Origin of the sequence: Chryseobacterium sp. T20, from assembly GCF_047345655.1 — a bacterium.
Lineage (GTDB): Bacteria > Bacteroidota > Bacteroidia > Flavobacteriales > Weeksellaceae > Chryseobacterium.
In genome coordinates this window covers 868,030-887,864 of sequence record NZ_JBLFDU010000001.1, presented here as the reverse complement: position 1 = coordinate 887,864, position 19,835 = coordinate 868,030, and the positions used below count along the sequence as shown (strand labels likewise).

General features: G+C 36.8%; 18 protein-coding genes. 11 read left to right on the top strand and 7 right to left on the bottom strand.

Annotated features, from left to right (window positions below; translation table 11 throughout):
* Nucleotides 1-20: 20 nt before the first annotated feature.
* A complete protein-coding gene (locus ACMA47_RS04020) occupies nucleotides 21-1,559 on the bottom strand; it encodes a membrane-binding protein (RefSeq protein WP_413928771.1) in 1,539 nt (512 codons plus the stop codon).
* A gap of 381 nt (nucleotides 1,560-1,940) precedes the next feature.
* Between ACMA47_RS04020 and ACMA47_RS04015 the strand changes: the two genes are divergently transcribed.
* On the top strand, nucleotides 1,941-2,642 hold the full coding sequence (locus ACMA47_RS04015) for a CoA transferase subunit A (RefSeq protein WP_034695351.1): 702 nt from the start codon (nucleotides 1,941-1,943) through the stop codon (nucleotides 2,640-2,642).
* Nucleotides 2,643-2,691: 49 nt separating this feature from the next.
* Here the strand turns inward: ACMA47_RS04015 and ACMA47_RS04010 are convergent, their stop codons facing one another.
* The gene (locus ACMA47_RS04010; protein WP_034695352.1) at nucleotides 2,692-4,494 is read right to left on the bottom strand and encodes an ABC transporter ATP-binding protein; all 1,803 of its coding nucleotides are present in this window, start codon (nucleotides 4,492-4,494) and stop codon (nucleotides 2,692-2,694) included.
* Nucleotides 4,495-4,618: 124 nt separating this feature from the next.
* Here ACMA47_RS04010 and ACMA47_RS04005 point away from each other — a divergent pair, with 124 nt between their 5' ends.
* Nucleotides 4,619-5,272 carry a CoA transferase subunit B gene (locus ACMA47_RS04005; protein ID WP_034695353.1) on the top strand — a complete coding sequence of 218 codons (654 nt, stop codon included), beginning with the start codon at nucleotides 4,619-4,621 and terminating at the stop codon, nucleotides 5,270-5,272.
* 659 nt (nucleotides 5,273-5,931) lie between these two features.
* Here the strand turns inward: ACMA47_RS04005 and ACMA47_RS04000 are convergent.
* Nucleotides 5,932-6,747, bottom strand: a complete 816-nt coding sequence (locus ACMA47_RS04000; protein WP_413928770.1) for a DUF4197 domain-containing protein — start codon at nucleotides 6,745-6,747, stop codon at nucleotides 5,932-5,934.
* Between the two features lie 235 nt (nucleotides 6,748-6,982).
* On the opposite strand from ACMA47_RS04000, the gene ACMA47_RS03995 reads away from it, so the two are divergent.
* The 6 genes from ACMA47_RS03995 to ACMA47_RS03970 all read left to right on the top strand — a co-directional run bounded on the left by ACMA47_RS03995 (nucleotide 6,983) and on the right by ACMA47_RS03970 (nucleotide 13,551).
* A complete protein-coding gene (locus tag ACMA47_RS03995) occupies nucleotides 6,983-9,247 on the top strand; it encodes a family 20 glycosylhydrolase (RefSeq protein ID WP_413928769.1) in 2,265 nt (754 codons plus the stop codon).
* 10 nt (nucleotides 9,248-9,257) lie between these two features.
* Nucleotides 9,258-9,896 carry a Crp/Fnr family transcriptional regulator gene (locus ACMA47_RS03990; protein WP_413928768.1) on the top strand — a complete coding sequence of 213 codons (639 nt, stop codon included), beginning with the start codon at nucleotides 9,258-9,260 and terminating at the stop codon, nucleotides 9,894-9,896.
* A gap of 266 nt (nucleotides 9,897-10,162) precedes the next feature.
* A complete protein-coding gene (locus ACMA47_RS03985; RefSeq protein WP_413928767.1) occupies nucleotides 10,163-10,957 on the top strand; it encodes a sulfite exporter TauE/SafE family protein in 795 nt (264 codons plus the stop codon).
* 82 nt (nucleotides 10,958-11,039) lie between these two features.
* Entirely contained in the window at nucleotides 11,040-12,461 is a 1,422-nt protein-coding gene (locus ACMA47_RS03980; RefSeq protein WP_413928766.1) for an MBL fold metallo-hydrolase, read from the top strand.
* 11 nt (nucleotides 12,462-12,472) lie between these two features.
* Nucleotides 12,473-13,036, top strand: a complete 564-nt coding sequence (locus ACMA47_RS03975; protein WP_413928765.1) for a YeeE/YedE family protein — start codon at nucleotides 12,473-12,475, stop codon at nucleotides 13,034-13,036.
* Between the two features lie 26 nt (nucleotides 13,037-13,062).
* Nucleotides 13,063-13,551 carry a DUF6691 family protein gene (locus ACMA47_RS03970; protein ID WP_413928764.1) on the top strand — a complete coding sequence of 163 codons (489 nt, stop codon included), beginning with the start codon at nucleotides 13,063-13,065 and terminating at the stop codon, nucleotides 13,549-13,551.
* Between the two features lie 53 nt (nucleotides 13,552-13,604).
* Here ACMA47_RS03970 and ACMA47_RS03965 read toward each other — a convergent pair whose 3' ends face one another.
* The 4 genes from ACMA47_RS03965 to ACMA47_RS03950 all read right to left on the bottom strand — a co-directional run bounded on the left by ACMA47_RS03965 (nucleotide 13,605) and on the right by ACMA47_RS03950 (nucleotide 17,369).
* Nucleotides 13,605-15,005 (bottom strand): TolC family protein, encoded by a 1,401-nt coding sequence (locus tag ACMA47_RS03965; RefSeq protein ID WP_413928763.1) that lies wholly within the window; start codon nucleotides 15,003-15,005, stop codon nucleotides 13,605-13,607.
* Between the two features lies 1 nt (nucleotide 15,006).
* Entirely contained in the window at nucleotides 15,007-16,164 is a 1,158-nt protein-coding gene (locus tag ACMA47_RS03960) for an HlyD family secretion protein (RefSeq protein WP_413928762.1), read from the bottom strand.
* A 5-nt stretch (nucleotides 16,165-16,169) separates the two neighbouring features.
* Entirely contained in the window at nucleotides 16,170-16,538 is a 369-nt protein-coding gene (locus tag ACMA47_RS03955) for a DUF3302 domain-containing protein (RefSeq protein ID WP_413928761.1), read from the bottom strand.
* 231 nt (nucleotides 16,539-16,769) lie between these two features.
* Nucleotides 16,770-17,369 carry a Crp/Fnr family transcriptional regulator gene (locus ACMA47_RS03950; protein ID WP_413928760.1) on the bottom strand — a complete coding sequence of 200 codons (600 nt, stop codon included), beginning with the start codon at nucleotides 17,367-17,369 and terminating at the stop codon, nucleotides 16,770-16,772.
* Nucleotides 17,370-17,497: 128 nt separating this feature from the next.
* Between ACMA47_RS03950 and ACMA47_RS03945 the strand changes: the two genes are divergently transcribed.
* The 3 genes from ACMA47_RS03945 (at nucleotide 17,498) to ACMA47_RS03935 (ending at nucleotide 19,812) form a co-directional block, all read left to right on the top strand.
* Complete coding sequence (locus ACMA47_RS03945) at nucleotides 17,498-18,493, top strand: isoaspartyl peptidase/L-asparaginase family protein (RefSeq protein WP_413928759.1); 996 nt, start codon at nucleotides 17,498-17,500, stop codon at nucleotides 18,491-18,493.
* Between the two features lie 83 nt (nucleotides 18,494-18,576).
* Nucleotides 18,577-19,131, top strand: coding sequence for a hypothetical protein (locus ACMA47_RS03940; protein ID WP_413928758.1), 555 nt, complete (start codon nucleotides 18,577-18,579; stop codon nucleotides 19,129-19,131).
* Nucleotides 19,132-19,149: 18 nt separating this feature from the next.
* Nucleotides 19,150-19,812 carry a copper homeostasis protein CutC gene (locus ACMA47_RS03935; protein WP_413928757.1) on the top strand — a complete coding sequence of 221 codons (663 nt, stop codon included), beginning with the start codon at nucleotides 19,150-19,152 and terminating at the stop codon, nucleotides 19,810-19,812.
* Nucleotides 19,813-19,835 lie beyond the last annotated feature (23 nt).

Below are 19,835 nucleotides of genomic sequence, written 5' to 3'. Positions count from 1 at the left end.
TTGATATAGATACATGGTAATTAGTCAAATGGATAGTACAGATCATCCTCATTAAGTAACGTCTGGTTTTCAGCAGAAGCAGTTTCATCCTGAGTATCAGCAAGAGTCTTTGTTTCCTGAATAAGCTTTCCATCCATATTATAAAGCTTTAACAGAATCCATTTCCCGCTGCGTTCAAGTTCTTTGGCTCCATCAAATGTTTTCAGCCTGATTTTTCCGGATTGAATAACACCAGCTTTTACAGAAGATTTATTGGCTGGTTTACCTTTTACATACTGTGTGATTTGTGCTGTGAAATAATAATCTTCACCATCTTCACTGAAAGGTTGTGTAAAAGTATATAGAACAGTTCCTTTAGTGTCATAAACAGTTGCTTCATAACCTGTTTGCTTAGCATTCAGCTTTTTTTCATAATTCAGTTTATTAAGCCCTTCATAATAGTTTTTGATATTTACAATAACACCTTCTTTATAGAGGGTTTCATTAAAGCCTTCATAAGTAGTACCATTATATGGAATACCATCCTGGTAAGTTAATGTAGATTTCAGCTTTCCATCCGGAGAATAATATTTGATTTCCTGTATAACATCATCTTTTAAAAACTTCTCAGACGATAATTTTTTGTCTTCATCAAAGTATTTGCTATTTACAATTGAGCCTTTTTCGTAGGTATCTATAGATGAAACCTGTGTGTATTCATAGGACAGCTGATAGTCTTCTCCATCCATTGGATTGTAAATATCGTTTTCTTTATCATATTGATATACCAGATGCCCTATTTTTTTACCCGACTCGTCATAGGTAGTTTTATAGCCATCTTTTTTGTTCATTTTCTGTTCCTGTAAGATCTTTCCGGTTTTGCTATAGGTTACCCCCTCTTTTACACTGCCGTCTTTTCTGTATTTTTCTATCTTAGAAATCCTCATTGGGCTTGAGTAGTAATCTACCATCATATTTTCCCCTGAAGGAGAAGAGGTACCGCTTCCCAGATACTTGCCCTTTTCACCGTAATATTTCGTCTCGGTATTGCTGTCCTTGTCAATGATCGTTTCATGTCTGATCCCTTTGATGTCGTCATCATAAACGGTAGTTTTTGTAGGAAATGAGTTTTCGTAATCGATCAGAATATTAAAATCTATTCCATCTTCAGCATCTTTATAAGTGAACATTTTTCCTGAGAAGTTTCCATCTGCTTTATATACTATATCTTCTGTCAGCCTTCCTTTTTCGTCATAAGACTGAGCGGGGCCAACCTGCTGGCCGTTAGAATAAGTGATAAAATTCAAGACTTTTCCTTCAGGTGTATACCAGGTTACTTTTCCATCGAAAACCTCACTGTTGGGAGTTGTATCAGAAGCGAAACCTTCCATTTGAAGTTTTCCGTCCTTATAGAAATCTTTGATGAGGGTAAGTTTTCCTTTAGGAGTCGTTTCACGGTAATATTCCATGTTGTCCTGAGTGGTTTTTTCCCAGTTTTCATCGAAATAAGTTTTTTCCTGTGCGCATACATTGATGCTGAGTACCAGTGCAAGTAATGCTGAGGTAAATAATTTTTTCATGTTTTTTTTTGTAAGCTTTGATATTTATATATGATAATGTGATGAAGGGTGTTGAAACAGATCTCTGTAGCGATCAAAAGAAGTGAAAAGGGTAGTATTTGTACACCATTGAAATAATTTCTACATTAAAGTTGTGTTTAGATGATAACCGGAACTAATACAGTATTTCCGGCTTTGAGAGGGCAAATATAGATGAAATTGACGAGAAATAAGACAAAAAATGAACAGACTTGTTCGGTTTTTAATGTAATGTTTTGATTATTATGTTTTTAAATGTTTTGGAGCAGTTTTGAAAAAATGCATTGAATTCAGTACAGTTTCCATTCATAGGATATACAAGAAAATTTATTAAATTTAGCCAACAGAAAAATCTAATGTTTCATGATAGATAAAAGAGTAAAAAATGCAAAGGAGGCCATCGAAGGAATTAATGATGGAATGACACTGATGCTTGGCGGATTCGGACTTTGTGGTATTCCTGAAAACTCAATCAATGCTTTGGTAGAAAGCGATGTGAAAGATCTGACTTGCATTTCAAACAATGCGGGAGTAGATGATTTCGGGTTAGGATTATTGCTTCACAAAAGACAGATCAAGAAAATGATCTCTTCTTATGTAGGAGAAAATGCTGAATTTGAAAGACAGATGCTTTCAGGTGAACTGGATGTAGAACTTACTCCACAAGGAACTTTAGCGGAAAAATGCAGAGCTGCTCAGGCGGGAATTCCGGCATTTTATACACCTGCAGGTTACGGAACTGAAGTAGCAGAAGGGAAAGAAGTAAAAGATTTCAAAGGAAAACCTCATATTCTGGAGCACGCTTACGATGCAGACTTTTCCATCGTAAAAGCATGGAAAGGTGATCATGCAGGAAATCTGATCTTTAAAGGATCAGCAAGAAACTTCAACCATCCGATGGCAGGTGCGGCAAAAATTACCATTGCTGAAGTAGAAGAACTGGTAGAACCGGGACAGTTAGATCCTAACGAAATTCATATTCCGGGAATCATGATTCAAAGAATTTTCCAGGGAGAAAAATTTGAAAAAAGAATTGAGCAGAGAACCGTAAGAACTAAAGAATAAGTTCAAACAATAAAAATAAAAAGCGCTGAATAGATGTTCAGCGCTTTTTTTATGCTTGAGGAGTAAGTGTTTTTCTTTCTCCGATCTGTTGTCTCCACATGGCGTAGTAAAGTCCTTTTTCATCAATAAGATTGGCGTGGGAACCTGTTTCTACTACCTGTCCGCGTTCAAGAACATAAATTTTATCTGCATGCATAATCGTACTTAAACGGTGTGCTATAAGAACGGTAATCTGTTCTCTTTCTTTCGAAATGTCTTTGATAGTCGTAGTAATTTCTTCTTCGGTAATACTGTCCAGTGCTGATGTTGCTTCATCAAAAATCAACAGATGAGGTTTTCTCAAAAGTGCTCTTGCAATGGCAATTCTTTGTTTTTCACCGCCACTCAGCTTCAGACCGCCTTCACCAATAACCGTTTCAATTCCTTTCTCAGCTCTTTCCAATAATGCAGTGCAGCTTGATTTCTGTAAAGCAACGGCCAGTTCTTCTTCAGTAGCGGAAGGATTAACGAAAAGAAGGTTTTCTTTAATTGTTCCTGCAAATAATTGGGTATCCTGTGTTACAAAACCAATTTGATTTCTCAGCTCATCAAAATCAAATTCCTTTCCATTGATTCCATTATAAAAAATATTCCCTTCCTGAGGTCTGTACAATCCAACCAATAGTTTCACCAAAGTACTTTTTCCGGAACCACTCGGTCCTACAAAGGCAATAGTCTCACCGTTTTTAAGATCAAAAGAAATGTTATTTAAAGCTTTGTACTGGGCAGACTGATGCTTGAAAGAAACATGTTTGAATTCCAGTTCCTCAATAGCTCCGATTTGTTTCGGGTGAAGAGGTTTTTCTTCTACTTCTTTTTTCATCAAACGGTCAAAATTCTGAAGAGAAGCCTCTGCCTCACGATAAGAAATAATGATATTCCCGATTTCCTGCATAGGCCCGAAAATAAAGAAACCGTAAAACATCAGAGACAGATATTGACCCGGAGTCACAATGTTTTTAAAAATTAAAAATAAAAGAGTCAGGGTAATTAACTGTTGAAGAAAATTGACCATTGTTCCCTGAATAAAACTCAAAGAACGGATGCTTTTCACTTTCCTTAATTCAAGACCAAGAATCTTATACGTGTTGTTATTTAAACGGATGACTTCCTGATTGGTTAATCCTAAACTTTTAACGATCTCAATGTTTCTAAGGCTTTCAGTAGTACTTCCGGCTAAAGCGGTGGTTTCAGTGACGATATTTTTCTGGATCACTTTGATTCTCTTACTCAACAAATTGGTAACAATTGCAATAAAGAAAATTCCACAGATATAAACAGGCATAATAGACCAGTGTAAACGGATCGCGTACACGGAAACGAAAATAATACTCACCAGAATTCCGAAGAAAATATTGATGAAATTTGTGATGAATTTGACTGTATCTTCTCTTACTTTCGTTAAAATTGACAAGGTTTCACCACTTCTCTGATCTTCAAACTCCTGGTAGGGAAGTGCCATAGAATGTTTTAAACCGTCTGTAAATATTTTCGCTCCAAACTTTTGGGTAATCACACTGACTACATAATCCTGAAAAGCTTTGGCAATTCTGCTCACCATTGCAGTTCCGATAAGCAGACCCAAGAAGTAAAAAGCACCATGATATACAGAGCTTCCGTATAAATATTCATTCAGGTTTCTGGGTAATAGCTTTTCTTTATCAAAAAAGTTAGGATGCGTAACCAGCTGATCAAGGATGTTTCCTGTGATAGCCGGGGCAAATAAAGAGAAAACCTGGTTGATCGTAGCCAAAAATAACGAGATGATTATCAGCCACTGATAAGGTTTAAGATATCTAAAAAGTATTTTCATTCTATTAAAAAATAATGGAACAAAATTACAGATATTATTTTAACTAACAGTGTTAATTGTTGAATACAACAAAGCCCTTTTGTATTCACGTGAAAATAATTAAATTGCAGTCTAAGTTTTTATTATGCTTACAAAAGAACAAATTGCCAAAAGAATTTCAAAAGAACTGAAAGATCGTTATTATGTAAACCTGGGAATTGGGATTCCTACTTTGGTTGCCAACTATGTACCGGAAGGTATTTCCGTAGAATTCCAGAGTGAAAATGGAGTTTTGGGGATGGGACCTTTCCCTTTCGAAGGAGAAGAAGATGCTGATATCATCAATGCCGGAAAACAGACTATTACTATTCTGGAAGGAGGTTCATTCTTTGATTCAGCCTTCAGTTTCGGGATGATTCGTGGTCAGAAAGTAGACCTTACGATCCTTGGAGCGATGGAAGTTTCAGAGAACGGAGATATTGCCAACTGGAAGATTCCGGGAAAAATGGTAAAAGGAATGGGAGGTGCGATGGACCTTGTGGCTTCTGCTGAAAATATTATCGTTGCCATGATGCACGTAAACAAAGCAGGAGAAAGTAAAATTCTTAAGAAATGTACACTTCCTTTAACGGGTGTAAACTGTGTGAAAAAAGTAGTTACGGAATTAGCTGTTCTTGATGTGACTCCACAAGGATTCAAACTGGTGGAAAGAGCACCGGGAGTTTCAGTAGAAGATATTATCAAAGCAACAGAAGCAGATCTGATTATTGAAGGAGAAATTCCTGAGATGCAGTTCTAATCTGATAATAAATAAAAAAAATTTCGGCCTCACTTTGGGAGGCCGAAATTTTTTTATAAACGACATCGGAACTCGCAGCGTTAAAAAAATAAGTCCTGTCAACGTTAAGAAAATTCTCCTGTCCGAAGCGCGAGACCCATTCAGAACCGATTAAGAAATAAAGAATTCGCGCAAGTTTAGAATTTTTAGAGAACAGGACTTATTTTTAGCGGAGAGTTCCCAGTCTTGAATTTTTGTTTCTTTTGTTTTAAGACAAAAGAAATTAAAACCTAAAAAAAAGCTGCTTCATTACGTAAATAGTTTTTGATCGTTTAAAATTCTGGCAAATTTTTCTATAGATAAACATTAAACCGACATAGGACATCGTAGCGTTAAAAAAATAAGTCCTGTGAACGTTAAGAAAATTCTCCTGTCCGAAGCGCGAGACCAATTCAGAACCGATTAAGAAATAATGATTTCGCGCAAGTTTAGAATTTTTAGAGAACAGGAATTATTTTTAGCGGAGAGTTCCAGGTCTTGAACTTTTGTTTCTTTTGTTTCAAGACAAAAGAAATTAAAACCAAACAAAAAAGCTGCTTCATCACGAAACAGCTTTTATATCTAAACGTTAGCATGTTAACTAACTTCTAACTTCTAACCTCTAATATCTAACTTCTCATTTATTTCCCATCCTGAGCCCCAAATACCTTCTGCAAAATACTCGTAGTTCTCATTGCAGGTGTATTTCTGATCCCACTTTCTTTATCTGCTACCATTTTAAAAACTCCATTAATGGTTTCTGTAGTAACATATTCGTTAAGATCTGTAGTAACAGCCTGTCCGGTAAATGTATTATACTTTGAAATCAGATTTTTCCAAAGCGTATCAGCACCAACTTTTCCTAAAGAAGCTTTTACTTTGGGCTGAAAAGCATTGAAAAGTTGAGTCTGAGTTTTTCCCTGCAGGTAACTTGTTGCAGCATTATTACTCCCTAGCAAGATATTTTTAGCATCTGTAATTGTCATAGAAGTAATGGCATTTGTAAAAATAGGAGCTGCTTCTGTTACGGCATCTTCAGCTGCTCTGTTCAGTAGTTTCACGCCTTCGTCAGCAAGGCTTCCCATCCCGATAGAACGTAAGGTAGTGTCGATTTTTCTTAATTTTTCAGGCATTAGAATTTTTACCGCTTCATTTTTAAAAAAACCATCCGTTACGGCCAGTTTTTTTACTCCATCCGTTACGCCCATACTTAAAGCTTCTTTTAATCCTGAAGAAATCTGAGTAGAAGTAAGGTTTCCAAGGTTGGCAGATGAATTGTTGGAACCGGAAGCTGTAGTGGTAGTTTTAGTAGAAGTTGCGGTACCATTACTTTTTACCGGAGTATTAAGATCTACACCTGTTTTATCTTTAACAGCAGATTTTATAATATCAAAGATTTGTGCCTGAGTTGACATTGAGAATAATAATCCGACTGCCAGGAAAATGTTTTTTTTCATCCTATTTTTTTACAAATTTAAACCTTTTAATTTTTTTAAGTCGACTAAATTGATCAAAAAACAAACCATAATGCACAGGATATAATAGAATAATTTCTATAGATATGGTTTATTAATTGTAAATTATTTATTTCATAAGCATATAAACTATTTAAAATGTTTACATTTTGTTTTTAAAAAAGGTTCAAAGAGTTTTGAAAAATAATTATCTTAGCTCAAACCTTAACCACATCCAATGATACGGACTTTTTTAGTACTTTTTGTATTGATTTCAAACGTGATTTTTGCTCAAAATAAATTAAACCTAATCCCTTATCCTCAAAAAGTTCAACTTTTACAGGGAGAATTTGTAATCCCCAAAACTTTTGTACTAAGCGGTAACCTGCCAAAAGAGGAAACAGAATATTTCAAAAAAAGGATTGGTTCTCAGTTACAATTTCAATATGCTCAGAAGGGTGGTGAGATTCATTTAACAAACTCTGTCATTCCTTCGTCTTCGGAAGCAGAGACTCAGCAGAAAAAAGAATATTATTCAATAGAAATTTCTCCAAATCAAATTCATATTAAGTCCTATACGAAACAAGGGTATTTTCTGGCTCTTCAAACTTTGATTCAGATTATTGAGCAGTATAAAGAGGGAAAGAAAATTCCGGTAATGAAAATCGAAGATCAGCCAAAATTTGCATGGAGGGGAATGCACTTGGATGTATGCCGTCACTTTTTCACTGTTGATGAGGTGAAACAGTATATCGATTATCTGGCGATGTATAAACTGAACACTTTTCATTGGCATTTAACGGATGATCAGGGTTGGAGAATTGAAATCAAAAAATATCCTAAACTGACACAAATTGGCTCAAAGCGTAAAGAATCCATGATTGGAGCTTATGTTGATAATACGTTTGACGGAAAGCCTTACGGACCTTATTTTTATACCCAGGAACAAATAAAAGAGGTGGTAAAATACGCTCAGGAGAGACACATTACTGTGGTCCCTGAAATTGAAATGCCTGGGCATGCTTTGGCTGCACTGTCTGCATATCCTGAACTGGCATGTACCCAAGGGCCTTTTGAACCTGCTACAAAATGGGGTGTTTTTGATGATGTTTTCTGCCCGAAAGATGAAACCTTTACCTTTCTGGAAAACGTTTTGGATGAGGTAATCAAATTATTCCCTTCCCAATACATTCATATTGGCGGTGATGAGTGCCCGAAAACAAGATGGAAGGAATGTGCACACTGTCAGGAACTGATTAAGAAAAATAATTTAAAAGATGAACATGGCTTACAAAGCTACTTTATTCATCGGATTGAAAAATATGTTAACAGCAAAGGACGAAAAATCATTGGCTGGGATGAAATTTTAGAAGGCGGATTAGCTCCGAATGCTGCCGTAATGAGCTGGACGGGCGTGAACGGAGGTATTGAAGCTGCAAAATCAAAACACTTTGCCGTAATGACTCCTGGTGCTTACTGTTATTTTGACCACTATCAGGGAGATCCACAGTCTGAACCTAATGCTTTTGGAGGATTTACGCCTTTAGAAAAAGTATACGCTTACAATCCTATTCCTTCCGAACTGAATGCGGAACAGTCTCAATATATCATGGGAGTTCAGGCGAATCTGTGGACGGAATATATTTTAGATTTTAAGCAGGTACAGTACATGATTTTCCCAAGATTAATGGCACTTTCTGAAGTGGGATGGGGAACATCAGATCCTAAGAACTATAAAGAATTTGAAAACAGAGTGATTAACCAGTTTAAAGTTCTGGATGGTATGAAGGTCAACTATGCAAGAAGCATTTATAACATCACCGGAAAAGTAATTCCTTCCAATAACGGAATTGTTTATGAATTGTCAACATCACAGAATTCAAACGGAATCAGATATACTTTGGACGGAACCAACCCTTCCCTCAATTCTAAAACGTATCAGGGGGCGGTTCAGATTCCTAATTCTTTAACGGTTAAATCAGCCTATTTTGAAGACGGGCAATTGAAGAGTGCGGTTTCTACACAACAATTTACCATTTCAAAGACTACCGGAAAAAAGATAACTTTAGAACAACCACCTAGTGAAAACTATTCTTTTGGAGGTGCTTTCACCTTAGTAGACGGTATTATCGGAAATGTAAAACAGTTGGGTAAAACATGGCTGGGCTTTCAGGGAAAAGATGTAGTGGCAACAATAGATTTTGGGCAGAAAACAACTTTTTCAGAAGTGTATTTCAATACTCTTGAGAATAAAGGAAGCTGGATTCATTTGGCTAAATCTGCAAAGATTTATATTTCTGATGATAACACAAATTTTAAACTGATCAAAGAAATCGGAACTGCAGAAATTAAAAATGCTAATGGAAAAATCAAACTGAATGTAGGAACGCAGAACGCGAAATACCTGAAAGTAACTATTGAAAATGCAGGCATTATTCCGGCAGGAAATCCCGGTGCAGATTCCAAAGCATGGTTGTTTGTTGATGAAATTGGCGTAAATTAGAATAAAAAAAATGCAGAACGACACCATACTTTCTTCCGAATTTTCATCATCACCGGAACTGGTAGAAAAGCTGTACCAATATGGTACAACGAAAAATTATCATGAAGGAGATATTATTCTGGATGAAAATGCTTCCATCCGTTCCATTCCTATTGTGATGAAAGGAATGCTGAAAGTGATCAGAACGGAAGAAGACGGGCGTGAAATTTTACTGTACTATATCAAAGCAGGAGAAAGCTGTATTATGTCTTTTCTGGGCGGTATGCATAATGAAAAAAGCATTGTAAAAGCTGAGATTGAAGAAGATGCTGAAATCCTTTTCTTACCGGTAGACAAAGTCTCTTTATTTATCAAAGAACATCCGGAATGGCTGGATTATATCTTCCGATTGTATCATAAAAGATTTGAAGAACTATTAGATATCATCAATGCCATTGCTTTCAAAAAAGTAGACGAAAGACTTCTCAACCTATTGCAGAAAAAATCTGAACTCACCGGTTCTGAAACTATTCATACGACCCATGAACAGCTGGCTAATGAGCTGGGAACCGCAAGAGTAGTGGTATCAAGACTTTTGAAACAACTGGAAGAAGACGGAAAACTCAAGTTAGGCAGAAACAAAATCACCCTTCTGAAAACCCTGAACTGATAACATTCATTTCACTTCAATCAAAGGTTCTCATATTCCCCTTTTCTGGAGGGGTGGCAAGAATTCTTTGAATTTTTGACGGTTGGCCAAAGTCATTGCGAACCGAAGGTGAAGCAATCTCAAAGAAGAGGAATTACTCTAACTTCTTTATGTCCTTCGTGAAGTGATTAGTGTTCATTCATGTTAAAAAATCTCCTTATGTAACAAAAGTAGCTGTAGATTCCATCCCGCATTCCCATTTTTGCATCAGAATTAGTTGAATAAAAATGGAAATTATAGGATATGCAGCCGCAGTTTTAATAGGAGTTTCTCTCGGTTTAATAGGAGGTGGGGGAAGTATTCTCACTGTTCCCGTACTTGTTTATCTTTTTGGGATTGATGCTTTTCTGGCAACAGAATATTCTCTCTTTGTAGTGGGAATCAGCAGTCTTGTAGGCTCTGTGTCCTATTTTAAAAAAGGATTGGTTAATTTTAAGATGGCGCTGGTATTTGGGATTCCTTCAATAATTTCTATTTTTCTGACCAGAATATATCTTCTTCCTTTAATTCCTGAAAACGTATTCCAGATGCAGAACTTTACAGTTACCAAAAATATTTTTTTACTACTGATTTTTGCAGGTTTAATGATTCTGGCTTCCTATAAAATGATAAAAAGAAATTCTTCAGAAGAACCTTTAGAAAGCATGACGAATAAGAATAGTGCTTTTCTGGCAGCAGGACAGGGTTCAATGGTAGGTGTTTTAACTGGATTGGTAGGAGCAGGTGGCGGTTTTATGATTATCCCGGCATTAGTGAATCTTTTAAAAGTACCCATGAAAACCGCGATAGGAACTTCATTAGTGATTATTTCTTTTAATTCTTTAATCGGTTTCCTTTCTTCAGTAAACCAGGTGAAAGTAGAATGGAAACTGCTGATTTCTATTACGGTCATTGCTGTTGCAGGAATTATAATGGGCTCAAAACTATCAAAAAAGATAGACGGCAAAAAATTGAAACCTGCATTCGGATGGTTTATTCTGGTAATGGGTATTTATATCATCACAAAAGAAATCTTTCTTTAATTTTCTTATGTAACAAAAGTAGCTGTACAGGAAAGCAGAAAGCAGGAAATTTGTATCAGATAACAAATCAAAATAAAATACAATGAAAATAGAACAGATTTATACAGGATGTCTTGCACAGGGCGCTTACTATATTACTTCGGCGGGAGAAGCCGCAATTATTGATCCTTTAAGAGAAACACAGCCTTATATCAATAAGCTGAAAGAAGATGGAGTAGAATTGAAATACATCTTTGAAACTCATTTTCATGCAGATTTTGTAAGTGGACATCTGGATTTAAGCCATAAAACCGGATCTCCAATTGTTTATGGACCGACAGCCAATCCCGAGTTTGATGCTGTTATTGCAGAAGATGAACAGATATTTGAACTGGGAGATATTAAAATTAAAGTTCTTCATACACCAGGACATACGCTTGAAAGTTCATGTTATGTATTGATTGATGAAGATGGTATTGAAAAAGCTCTTTTTAGCGGTGACACCTTATTCCTTGGTGATGTAGGGCGTCCGGATCTCGCACAGAAAGGAGCGAATATGACTCAGGAAGAACTGGCAGGCCTTTTATATGATAGTTTGTATCATAAAATTCTGCCTTTACATGATGATATTACGGTTTATCCTGCTCATGGAGCCGGTTCTGCCTGCGGTAAAAATATGCAGAAAGAAACAGTAGATACATTGGGAAATCAAAAAAGAACCAATTATGCCTTGAATCAAAAGGATAAGCAGAGTTTTATAAAAGAAGTAACAGATGGGCTTTTGCCTCCGCCAGCTTATTTCGGAATGAATGTGATGATGAATAAAAAAGGGTACAGCAGTTTTGATGAGGTTCTTTCAAAAGGTTTGCATGCTCTTCCACCTGAACAGTTTGAAGAAATTGCTGAAGCATCTGGAGCTTTGATTTTAGATGTAAGAAACAACCATGATTTTGTCAGAGGTTTTGTCCCACAGTCCATCAATATAGGTTTGGATGGTGATTTTGCTCCTTGGGTAGGTGCTTTAATTGCAGATGTCAACCAACCTATTCTGCTGGTCACTGAAAAAGAAAGTGAAGAAGAAGCGGTAACCCGTTTGAGCAGAGTAGGATTTGATCATATTTTAGGTTTTCTGGATGGAGGCTTTGAAAGCTGGAAAAAGAGCGGAAAAGAAACAGACTTTGTCAACCGCATCTCTGCAGAACAGTTTGAAGTTGAAATCAAAGAAAAAGAAGCAAAAATTATTGATATAAGAAAAGAAAGTGAATACAACGCAGAACATATTCATGAAGCTTACAGCAAACCTCTGGCTTATATCAACGAATGGATTCATAAAATAGAACCAACAGAACATTTCTACATGCATTGTGGTAGCGGTTACAGAAGTACAATGGCCGCAAGTATTCTTCAGGCAAGAGGATACAGAAACTTTTCAGAAATTGAAGGAGGTTTTAAAGCAATTAGCTCTACAGAGATTCCGAAAAGTGATTTTGTCTGTCAGACTAAAATTTTAAATAAATTGAATTAAAAAATAAAAAAATGTTAGAAATTATAAAAGAACCCTGGCCGTGGTATGTTGCCGGACCATTGATTGGACTTACCGTTCCCGCTTTATTGATTATGGGAAATAAATCCTTTGGAATCAGTTCCTCGCTGAGACATATCTGTGCAGCCTGTGTTCCTGCCAATGTGAATTTTTTCAAATACAACTGGAAAAAAGAAGCCTGGAATTTATTTTTTGTACTGGGAATCTTCTTCGGAGGAATGATTGCAGCCCATCTTCTGGTCAATCCTAATGAGATAATAGTCAATCCCAATCTGAAAGCAGAATTGGCAGGATATGGAATCACAAATTACAGTAATCTGGTTCCGGAACAACTGATGAATTTCGAAAGCCTGTTGACTCTGAGAGGATTTATTATGATGGTAGTGGGTGGATTTTTGGTTGGTTTCGGAACAAGATACGCAGGAGGATGCACCAGCGGTCATGCAATCATGGGGCTTTCCAACTTACAGTGGCCTTCTTTGGTGGCAACAGTCTGTTTTATGATTGGGGGCTTTTTAATGGCTAATCTTATTTTGCCTATCATCCTTTCCCTATAAGTATAATTTAAAAAGAGAATTACATCATGATCAAAGAAAAAGAACAGTATATATGTGATCAGGATACCACTTGTGTCAACGAAAGTACTGCTACCCATCCATGGTATCACAATCTGGAATACCTTGCCGCAGGAATTATTTTCGGGATTATTTTTGTGAAAGCAGAAGTAATCAGCTGGTTCAGAATACAGGAAATGTTCCGTCTGCAGTCTTTCCATATGTACGGAATCATTGGAAGTGCTGTATTGGTAGGAATGATTTCAGTGTGGCTGATTAAAAAATTCAAGATAAAAACAATTGATGGGGAACCTATTACACTGGCACCTAAAAAGTTTAACAAAGGTCAGATCTATGGCGGATTGATATTTGGTTTTGGCTGGGCCATTACCGGAGCCTGCCCGGGACCTCTTTTTGCTCAGATTGGAACAGGAGCTTTAGCAGTATCCGTTACCTTGTTAAGTGCAATTGCCGGAACATGGGTATATGGATATTTCAGAGATCGACTGCCTCATTAATACCTTATAAAAAAAGACTGCAGAAAAAATCTGCAGTCTCTTCAAGTATAAAATTATGAATAAATGAAGTTCTCCGCACCTAGAGCCATATAAAGATTTATACGCTCTATTCTGTACTGAAGTTCCAGATTGATGAGGTTCATTTCACTTTTCAAAAGGTCTCTTTGTTTACGGATCAGTACAAAACTGTTGTTGGTACCTACCTTTATTTGTTTCTTAGTGAGGGTAATATTATTTTTCAGCTCATTGACAGCGTTAGTCGTATAAGTCATCTGCTTTTCAATAGAACGGAGATTCGCTAAAGAAGATTCCACTTCGTTCAATGCATTCAGAACAGCTTTTGAATATTCTTCTACGACTTGTTTCTGCTGGGAATTTTTTACTTCTACATTCTTTTTAAGCTTTCCACCATTGAATAGAGGAGAAACTAATCCTCCACCCACTTTTACCAAAGGATTGGAAAATAAAGAATTAATAGATTCCACATTACTTCCTGCACTCCCAAGTGATGAGCTTATATTTAATGATGGAAGTCTTGCTGCTTTAGCTTCCTGTACTTCATAAAAAACTTTTTCAATCTGAAAATGACTGGCCTGTATATCTGATCTGTTCTCCAGAAGTTCAAGAGGGAAAGACTCAGGAATATTACTTTTTATAGGGTTAAAAGAGTTTTGGGTCGTCAGTTTTCCCGCCGGGTATTTTCCGGTGAGAAGTTCCAGAGATCTTCTGGACTGTGTATTGGCATTTTTAATCTTCTCAAGATAGCCCTGCAGGGAAATAATTTCTGCAGAGATATTGGAAATATCCAGAGCATTGGCCGTTCCTACTTTCTTTTGAATGATATAGAGCTTTTCAAGTTCTTTAGACTTCTGAATATAACCTTCAACCTTATCTTCCTGAATGTTTCCGGCAATATTCAGAAAATAAGCCTTGGCAATCATCCCGGCAATAGATTGATGCAGTAGTGTATTCTGATGTTTTGCAGAAAAATAGCTGCTGGTACTTGCCATCTGTGAAGATTTATTTTTACCCCAAAGATCAATTTCCCAATTGGCTTTTAGTGCAAGACGTTGAACCTGACTGCCGCTGACCAAATTATTGGAAGTATTGGCAACAGCACTTACACTAGGATAAAGATCGCTTCCGGCAATTTCCATTGCCAGTTCAACCTGATTAAGCTTTTCTCTGGCAATAATCAGATCCGCATTATATGACATTCCTTCATTAATCAGGGCTTCCAGTTGAGAGGTCTTAAGATCAGTGATCCAGTCATAAGAAATTGATTTTGAATTTGCTTTTCTGTCAAAAATCCAGTCATCCGGAATTTGTATATGAGAAGCAATTTCACTCTTTTCTTTCAGCTCATTTATATTTTCCTTCGTAGCTTCTTTATAACCGATGCATGAGCTTAAACTTATAGCAATTGCGCTCAATAAAATTAACTTTTTATACATGTTAATGAAGTTTAGGAATCAAATAATTGATTTTACTGTTGATACGCACCATTACTTTTCGGATAAGATGAAGAGGTTTAACATGATCAGAATAGATCACTGCAGCTCCTCTTGCTCCCACTGTAAGATGTTTCTGATTATCTTCCAGTACAAACTTGGCAATAAGCTTTCCATCAGTTTCGGGTAGTTGCCTTGCAGTATCAGGAAGTCCGGCTGTAGAACCGTTTCCACCCAGCATACCTCCCGCATTATTCATAATCCCCTGGCTGGTAGCATCAATTACATATTCAAGTTTAGCTTTTACTACTTTTCCCGGTTCTGTTTTAAGAGCAAGCTCTACTTCATTTCCTTTTTTTACTGATTCAAGCTCGTTCTGAGCAAAAAATCCAATAACAGACTGCTGTTTCTGAATCAGAACAAATGCGGATTTGAAAGGCGCCATAATAGCTCCTTCATTCAGCTGTACATTCGGAATTATCCCATCTGTAGGTGCCAGAACAACGGTTTGGGAAAGATTCCATTTTGCCTGGTCCAGTTTAGCCTGAATCTCAGATACTGATGAATTTTCCCCACCATAAGAAGCGTTGGATTTTGTTTCCAAAGACTGCTGCTGTGACTGTGCTGCACTGATTCTGGATTGCAGATCACGTGCATTGGTTGTCGCCTGTTCAAGATCAAATTTGTTGGCTGCTCCTGCCTGTACAAGCTCCTGATATTGGGCTACCCTTTTGTTGGCAAGATCAAGCTGTGATTGTAATGCAGAAATATTTTTTCTGGAAGCCGAAATGTCTGCATCATAAGAGTGTACAGTGGCTTTCATACTGCTCAGCTTAGCTTCCAGTGATTTAATTTCCTGCACATAGGGTTCTCTGTCAATTACAAATAAAGTATCACCCTTTTTTACTTCCTGATTGGTCTTTACATATACTTTCTTTACCTTTCCTAAAACCTGAGTAGTAATATCCACACTTCGGTTGACTACCTTTACATCAGAAGTAATAGGGCAAAAGTAGTTCAGGCTTAATATTAAAGCTATGGATCCAAAAATAGGGAGTGAGTAAACAACAACCTGTGTGGTAAATGTCCACGGGATCAGTTTTAATTTTTTAATAAGAAGCCAGCATATTCCGGCATATATTGCGATGAGTAATTCCAGCATGTTTTTTAATTTTCGATAGGTTTAAATTCTTCTTCAGGCAAATCTGTGTTGTCTGTCTCTTTTTCAGGAGTCGTCGTCTGGTTTCCATAGTCATAGTTGGCCCAGATTAAGGCAACCGGCCATAAAAGACCACCAAAGATCAGAGAAAGGAGGCACATGCTTTTGATCGCGTTCAGCTGGGGATGGTTTTTCTTTTCTGCTACTTTTTCCGGATAAATATGAACCTTCCAGAAGAGATAAATCCCTGCAATAGGCAATACAAGTAAGATCAGCCAGGATGCTCCATCGGCTATTTTGTCTTCAACATTGCCTGTAGAGGCCTGCACAAAATTGCATGCTAATAACAGGCAGAGAATGGTGGTTATTCTTTGCATAAATTGGTATAAAATGGTAATAAAATGTTGACTTAAGAAAATACAGATTAACACCCGGATGAAAATCCGGACAATCACATACTACTCTGTTAAGATGTAAAGACTATTCTATAAGATGTAATGCTTTGAAGATGATTGTATTTTTTTTCATTTGGTTTTTTTTATTGGTGAAGAACAAGTTTTTGACCGGACAAAATTATACTGAACAGAACAATTAAAAATATTCTTAAGTTATTTTTTTCCTTGATTCTTTTTTTTATTGTCGCGGGCAGTTATGCGGGAAAGAGAATTAGGGGTAATACCCAAAAAATTGGCAATATACTTTCTGTTTGCATTTTGACACACAAACGGATGGCTGCTCAGGAAATCTTCATAGCGGGAAAGCGGAGAACTTTTGCAAAACTGCTCTGTACGTGCGGATAAGATGCTGATAATCTGCTTTAAAGATTTTAAATACAAATTGTAAATGCCTTTATGCTGAAATGCAACCTGCTCAAATTCACCTTTATTAAAAAGAATAATTTGAGAATCAATGACAGCCTGTATGGTATACTTTTTTGCGCCTTCTGGGGAATAAGATTCCGGACTTTCCATAAAAGCAACCTCTTTTTCTGAGGGTAGGAAAGTATTGATTTCAACTCCGTTTTCATCATCAAAGAAAAATCTCAGAAGACCACCTGTCAATATAAATAAATGGTTAAATGGCTGACCGGGCTCTAAAAGTTTTTCTTTTTTCCGAAGAAGTTTGGGAGTACTGATGCTTGCAAGGACCTGAATTTCTTCATCAGATAATTCCTTAAAGCAATCCATTCTTCTAAACGTTTTAAACATAAATATTCATTATAATAACCAATATAAAAATAAGAAAAAATAGGAAAGAAAAAATAGTGAAAAAGCCATAAGACTTTCAACGAATTTTTTTAAGATATTTGCTTTGTATTAAATAATTTTGACATACAATGAACAATAACCGAAGAAGTTTTATTAAAAAACTGGGAATTGCCACAGCAGCCCTTACCATTAATCCTTTAGATGTGATGGCCGGAAATCTGCCTGAAAGTAAAAAAATCATCAACAAACCTATCGTACTCTCCACCTGGAATTTCGGATTAAAAGCGAATGAAGAAGCTTGGACAATCCTTGGAAAAGGAGGAAAAGCTTTGGATGCTGTAGAAAAAGGAGTCCGTCTTGTAGAATTAGATCCAAAAGAAAGAAGTGTAGGGTATGGAGGACGTCCGGACAGAGACGGAAGAGTAACGCTGGATGCCTGTATCATGGATGAAAATTATAATATCGGTTCTGTAGCCTGTCTGGAACACGTTAAAAACCCTATTTCCGTTGCCAGAGCTGTTATGGAAAAAACACCTCACGTTATGCTGGTAGGTGACGGAGCATTGCAGTTTGCCCTTTCACAAGGTTTTAAAAAAGAAAATCTTCTCACTCCTGAATCAGAAAAAGAATGGAAAGAATGGTTAAAGACCAGCCAGTATAAGCCCATTGCCAATATTGAAAATCACGATACCATAGGAATGATTGCTTTGGATGCCCAGGGGAACCTTTCGGGTGCCTGTACAACCAGCGGAATGGCTTTCAAAATGCATGGCAGAGTAGGAGATTCCCCAATTATCGGAGCAGGTCTTTTTGTAGATAATGAAGTGGGAGCCGCTACCGCAACAGGTCATGGTGAAGAAGTGATAAGAACGGTAGGAACGCATCTTGTGGTGGAATTGATGAGACAGGGCAGAAATCCACAGGAAGCCTGTAAAGAAGCTGTAGAAAGAATCGTAAAAATTGCTCAGCGAAGAAACAAAAATCTGAAGGATATTCAGGTCGGTTTTATTGCTATCAATAAACAGGGAGAATATGGATCTTATTGTATTCAGGATGGCTTCAACTTTGCCGTTTATGATCAGAAAGGAAACCGTCTGGAAAAACCGGAATTTGCTTTAAAATAATTAAAAATTCAATAGAAATGGGCTTTAGCCCATTTAAACAAATCAATGACACCTATTGGCTTTAGCCAAAACATAAAACAAATATGAAAAGAACGATTATCGCTTCCTTATTTCTCATCATTGCTTGCAAGGAAGAAAAGAAGGGGATTAAAACAGATGTAAAACCAGTACAGACAGAAGAAAAAATAGTTTTGCATAATGAGTCCAATGAAGCTGAAGAAGCTCAAAAATGGATGAAGAAAAGCATTGTAGATTATTTTAAGGCCGATATCGGAAGTGAAGAAAAGAATATGAAGAAGATCACCACAAAAGATTATTTTGATTATAAAACTGATGCCATGAATGTTGATCTGGATGTTGATGGAAGCCTTACCGACAAAGAATTTCAGGATAAATGGAAGTCTAAGTTTGATACCAGTAAAGCTGGAGTCGGTATAGGATTTTTGATCTCTGCTCAGGATTGGAATACTATTGAAGTTGAAAGCTGTGATTTAAAATCCTCATCAAAAGATGAATATATTTTCAAGGTAGTATTGAGAGATGATGGCTTTAAAGCTCAATATCCCTCTGTGATAAAAGTAATAAAAGAAAACGGTTCCTTTCTGATTGCGGATGTATGGCAAGACGAACCGAAATAAAATTTAATAGATAATACAATGTCAAAAATAGAAATAGCTTGTTTTAATCCTGAATCAGCAATCATTGCTTTTGAAAATGGGGCAGACAGAATAGAATTATGTGATGGACTCAGTGAAGGCGGAACCACACCGGATTTTGAAACGATGAAGAAGCTTCGTGAAAAAATTACGATCCCGATTTTTGTAATGATCCGTCCAAGAGGTGGAGATTTTACCTATTCGGATTCGGAATTTGAGCAGATGAAAAATGATTTGGTTCATTTAAAATCCTTACATGCAGACGGTTTCGTATTCGGTATTCTGGATGAAAATGATGAGGTCAATATAGAACAGAATAAAGTTTTAGTCGAATTGGCAAAACCGCTTCCGTGTACTTTTCACCGTGCTTTTGACCGTGCCGCAAGTTTGGAAGATTCTCTGGAAAAAGTAATCGAATGTGGTTTTACAACCATCCTTACTTCCGGCCAGAAACCGAATGTATCTGAAGGAAAAGAAAATCTTAAGAAACTGGTTGAACTTTCCGATGGAAGAATAGAAATCCTTGTTGGAGGCGGACTTCGTTCATCCAATATCGAAGGGATAAGAGCCGTTACCCATGCTGGATACTTCCATTCTTCAGCCATTACTGATGGTGGGGCTTTTGCCAATGCGAGTGAAGTGGTTGCGTTGAGGAGTAAATAAAATGATTAATATGCACTCAGCTT